At 62.5% G+C, this 3,968-nt stretch carries 4 protein-coding genes; all 4 read right to left on the bottom strand.

The window, feature by feature from the left end:
• Positions 1–325: biotin/lipoyl-containing protein (locus EN943_RS35635; RefSeq protein ID WP_127416459.1), on the bottom strand; the 325-nt coding region annotated here is incomplete at its 3' end.
• 3 nt (positions 326–328) lie between these two features.
• Positions 329–1,327: an alpha-ketoacid dehydrogenase subunit beta gene (locus tag EN943_RS35630; protein ID WP_127416458.1), complete on the bottom strand. Its 999-nt coding sequence runs from the start codon at positions 1,325–1,327 to the stop codon at positions 329–331.
• A complete protein-coding gene (locus tag EN943_RS35625; protein WP_127416457.1) occupies positions 1,327–2,355 on the bottom strand; it encodes a thiamine pyrophosphate-dependent dehydrogenase E1 component subunit alpha in 1,029 nt (342 codons plus the stop codon). The genes EN943_RS35630 and EN943_RS35625 overlap by 1 nt, the downstream gene beginning before the upstream one ends.
• Positions 2,356–2,357: 2 nt before the next feature.
• The gene (locus tag EN943_RS35620; RefSeq protein ID WP_127416456.1) at positions 2,358–3,686 is read right to left on the bottom strand and encodes an NAD(P)H-dependent oxidoreductase; all 1,329 of its coding nucleotides are present in this window, start codon (positions 3,684–3,686) and stop codon (positions 2,358–2,360) included.
• Between the last annotated feature and the right edge of the window lie 282 nt (positions 3,687–3,968).

The raw sequence follows: 3,968 nt of genomic DNA, 5'->3' as shown, positions 1-3,968 counted from the left end.
CCAAGGAGGTGCCTCCTGAGGCGACCCCCTCTGTCGACTTCGTCGACATCTCCCCCTCGAGGGGGGAGATTGGCGCATAGCTTTCATCGTCGGCATAAATCCACGCCACGGCAGCGCCGACCGCAATATCGACACCCTCCTTGCCGGTGACGTCGCGCAGGACGCCGCTGGCCGGCGCATCGATTTCCATCGCCGCCTTGTCGGTCTCGATCTCGAACAGCACATCGCCCTTCTTGACGTGCGCGCCCTCCTCGGCAAACCAGCGCGAGATCTGTCCGGTCGCCATATCCATGTCGACCTTGGGAAGAATGACTTCGGTCGGCATGGGTCAGCGGACCCCTTTCACGAGGTCGCGCGCGGCGGTGATGATGTCGGGAATTTGCGGCACCGTCGCCTTCTCGAGTTCCGGATTGTAGGGGATCGGCGTTTCGGCGCCGCCCAGCCGCACGATCGGCGCGTCGAGATAGTCGAACGCTTCGCTCTCGGCGATCATGGCGCTGACCTCGGCGCCGATGCCCAGCGTCTTGACCGCTTCGTAGACACACATCAGCCGCGACGTCTTCTTGACGCTGTCGATGATGGTCCGCTTGTCCATCGGCCGGATGGTCCGGAGATCGACGACTTCGACGTCGATGCCTTCGCTCTCCAGCACGGCTGCCGCGTCGAGCGCCTTCTGCACCATGATCGAGGTGGCGACGATGGTGAGATCCCGGCCCTCGCGGCGGATATCGGCCTTGCCGATCGGCACGGTGTAATAGCCTTCGGGCACCGGTCCCTTCATCTTGTAGAGCAGCTTGTGCTCGAAGATCATCACCGGATCGGGATCGGCGACCGCCGCCAACAGCATGCCCTTGGCATCATAGGGGGTCGCCGGCTGGATGACTTTCAGACCCGGCACATGGCCGAGCCAGGCCTCGAGGCTCTGGCTGTGCTGAGCCGCCGCCCCGGTGCCGGAACCGGCGGGAAAGCGCATCACCACGGGAACCGAAACCTCGCCGCCCAGCATGAAGCGCATCTTGGCCGCCTGGTTGACGATCTGCTCCATGGCGAGCGTGGCGAAATCGGAAAACTGGAACTCGAAGATCGGCCGCATGCCGGTGAGGGCAGCCCCCACCGCGACGCCCGCGCCGCCCAGTTCCGAAATCGGCGTATCGATGACGCGGTCAGCGCCGTAACGCTCGACCAGGTCGCCGGTGACCTGGAAGGCGCCGCCGTAGACACCGATATCCTCGCCCATCAGGAAAACGCGTTCGTCCATGTCCATGGCGATCGCCATGGCTTCCTGGATCGCCTGGGCGTAGCTCAGTTCACGCACCATCGCGTCCATCACGCCTGCTCCGTATACACGTAATTTCCGGTCTCGCTGATATCGGGCGACGGGCTCGCCTTGGCGAACTCGATGCCCTCCGCGATCTCTTGCGCCACGGCATCGCGAATGGCCTCGATGCCCTTGTCGTCGATGAAGCCGAATTCCCTGAGCTCGCTTTCGAACAGGGTGATCGGATCGCGGTTCGACATCCAATCCTCGATCTCTTCCTTGGTGCGATAGCGGTTGCGGTCGCTCTTGGAATGGCCGCGATGGCGGTAGGTCTTGGACTCGATCAGCGTCGGCCCCTCGCCGGCGCGGGCTCGAGCGATAGCCTGATGAGACGCCTCGGCGACCTCGGAGAAGATGTTGCCGTTGACGATGACGCCCGGCATCGAATAGGCGGCGGCGCGCTCGGCGATGTTCTTGACCGCGGTCGAGCGGGCTGTCGATGTCGACATGCCGTAGCCATTGTTTTCGCAGACGAAAATGACAGGCAGCTTCCAGACCGCCGCCATGTTGAGCGCCTCGTGGAAAGCGCCTTCATTGTTGGCGCCGTCGCCGAAGAACGAAACCACGACCTTTCCGGTCTTCATCATCTTGGAGGACAATGCCGCCCCGACGGCGATCGGAATACCGCCACCGACGATGCCATTGGCGCCGAGATTGCCCTTGCCGACATCGGCGATGTGCATCGAGCCGCCACGGCCCTTGCAATAGCCTGTGGTCTTGCCGAAGAACTCGGCGAACATGCGCTTGACCTCGGCACCCTTGGCAATGCAGTGGCCATGGCCGCGATGCGTCGAGGTGATCTGGTCATCCTCGGCAAGCGGCATGCAGATGCCCATGGCGCTGGCTTCCTGGCCGATCGACAAATGCATGGTGCCGTGGATGAGGCCGCGCGTGTAGCACTCTTCCGCGCCTTCTTCGAAGCGGCGGATCAGGTACATCTTGTGGAGCACCTGCTTGAGCTGCTCGGCGCTGTACTGGCGGTAGACGAAGGGCAGATTGGCGCGACTGTCAGTGACGGCTTTGCTGGCTGTGGCCATGATCACGCTCCCACGGTCCCATAGACGAGCTTGTCCTGGCGGGCGCGCAGTTCGGCGATCTTGGAGCCCGCCGCGGGCGCTGCATTCTCATAGGTTATGAGCTCGCCCTTCTTGATCGGCGCGGTGACCGAGCCGCCCTGCAGCAGGCCGCAGGGAATGGCCTTGGCGGCGCGCGCCTCAGGCGTCGTCATGATCCAGGCACGGTAGCAATATTCACCGATCGCATCGAGCTTCTCGCCGGGCTTCATGTCCTTCTTGGCCACGGCGGCGACTTCAGCCACCGGCTTTGCCAGCGGCACCATGTCGGCCTTGCCGTAGAGCACGACGCGGGCGCAGGTCAGCGGCACCTCCAGTGAGGTCAGATGATAGGGACGGTGGAAAGTGAAGTACGGGCCTTTCCCCATCTTCAGATCTTCCATGCGCTCAGAGATGCGCGGATGCGACATGTCGGCGACGACGAAGACGCCGGGCGCGACACCCTTGCCGATCGAATAGTCGACGACGCCGACCTTCGACAGCACGCCGCCATCCTTCTGCGGCACCAGCACCTTGGACAGTTCGCCGAGCGTCGCCGCCGGGCCATGCATGCCGGCCTTGTCTGGAACCAGGCCGGTGGCATTGGCGATTGCCGCCATCTCGACCATGGTCTTCGAGCCGTCGACGAATTCGACCAGCATCCGCACATTCATGTGCCGGCGCTTGGCTTCCTCCTCATAGTCTGGGGGAATGGCGTCGATGTTGAGCGGATTGTTCTTGCCCTTGCCGGCGGCAACGATCGGGTGCCCCATGGCCGAGACGAACTCGATCAGCTCCATGCAGGAGGACGGCTCATCGCCGGCGCCCAGCGAATAGGTGACACCGAGCCGGTCGGCCTCGCTCTTCAGATAGGCACCGATGGTGACGTCGGCCTCGACATTCATCATCACCAGATGCTTGCCATGTTCCATGGCGCGCAGCCCGATCTCGGCGCCGACGGCGGGAACCCCGGTGGCGTCGATGACGACGTCGATCAGATCATTGTTGATGACAAGGTCGGCGTCGTTGGTGACCGCGATCTTGCCGGCCTCCATCGCCGCTGTCATCGCTGACGCGTTCGAGACTTCGCGCGCGTGCCCGGTTTCCTGGAAGGCGATATCGACGGCCTTGCTGGCGGCAGGCAGGTTCAGTTCGGAAATGGCGCCGATCTCGATGCCCGACATATGGGCGACACGAGTGACGATGTCGGTTCCCATCTCGCCCGAGCCGATCAGGCCGATGCGGATAGGCTTGCCCGACTTGGCGCGTTCCTCGAGATCGCGGGCAAGGCCCGTCAACGAAACATTGGAAGCCATACCGCTCGTTCCTCCCATAATGCAGGCTTGTTCGATTGCCTGACGGGTATTGAACATCTGTATTTCTGTCAAGACTAATGTCCAGATTCTCGTGCTTAAAACCACTTTCCCGACAGCCCGAACCCTGGACGAAAACGAAGCCGGGAACCGCACGGCGCGCAAAGACAGCTTCGCTCGCAGGCGCGCTGGAACAGCGCCCGCGCTGCACGCTTTTTGGGACTACGGCCGGCTGTGAAATAAAAATACCATAATATTAAACTGTAAAATTTATCTTTCATAGCG

This window comes from Mesorhizobium sp. M7A.F.Ca.US.006.01.1.1, from assembly GCF_003997935.1.
Lineage (GTDB): Bacteria > Pseudomonadota > Alphaproteobacteria > Rhizobiales > Rhizobiaceae > Mesorhizobium.
This window is presented reverse-complemented; position numbering and strand designations above follow the sequence as displayed.

Coding starts and splice junctions, on each gene's coding strand:
- EN943_RS35630 (WP_127416458.1), bottom strand. CDS start 1,327: ATGGACGCGATGGTGCGTGAACTGAGCTACGCCCAGGCGATCCAGGAA.
- EN943_RS35625 (WP_127416457.1), bottom strand. CDS start 2,355: ATGGCCACAGCCAGCAAAGCCGTCACTGACAGTCGCGCCAATCTGCCC.
- EN943_RS35620 (WP_127416456.1), bottom strand. CDS start 3,686: ATGGCTTCCAATGTTTCGTTGACGGGCCTTGCCCGCGATCTCGAGGAA.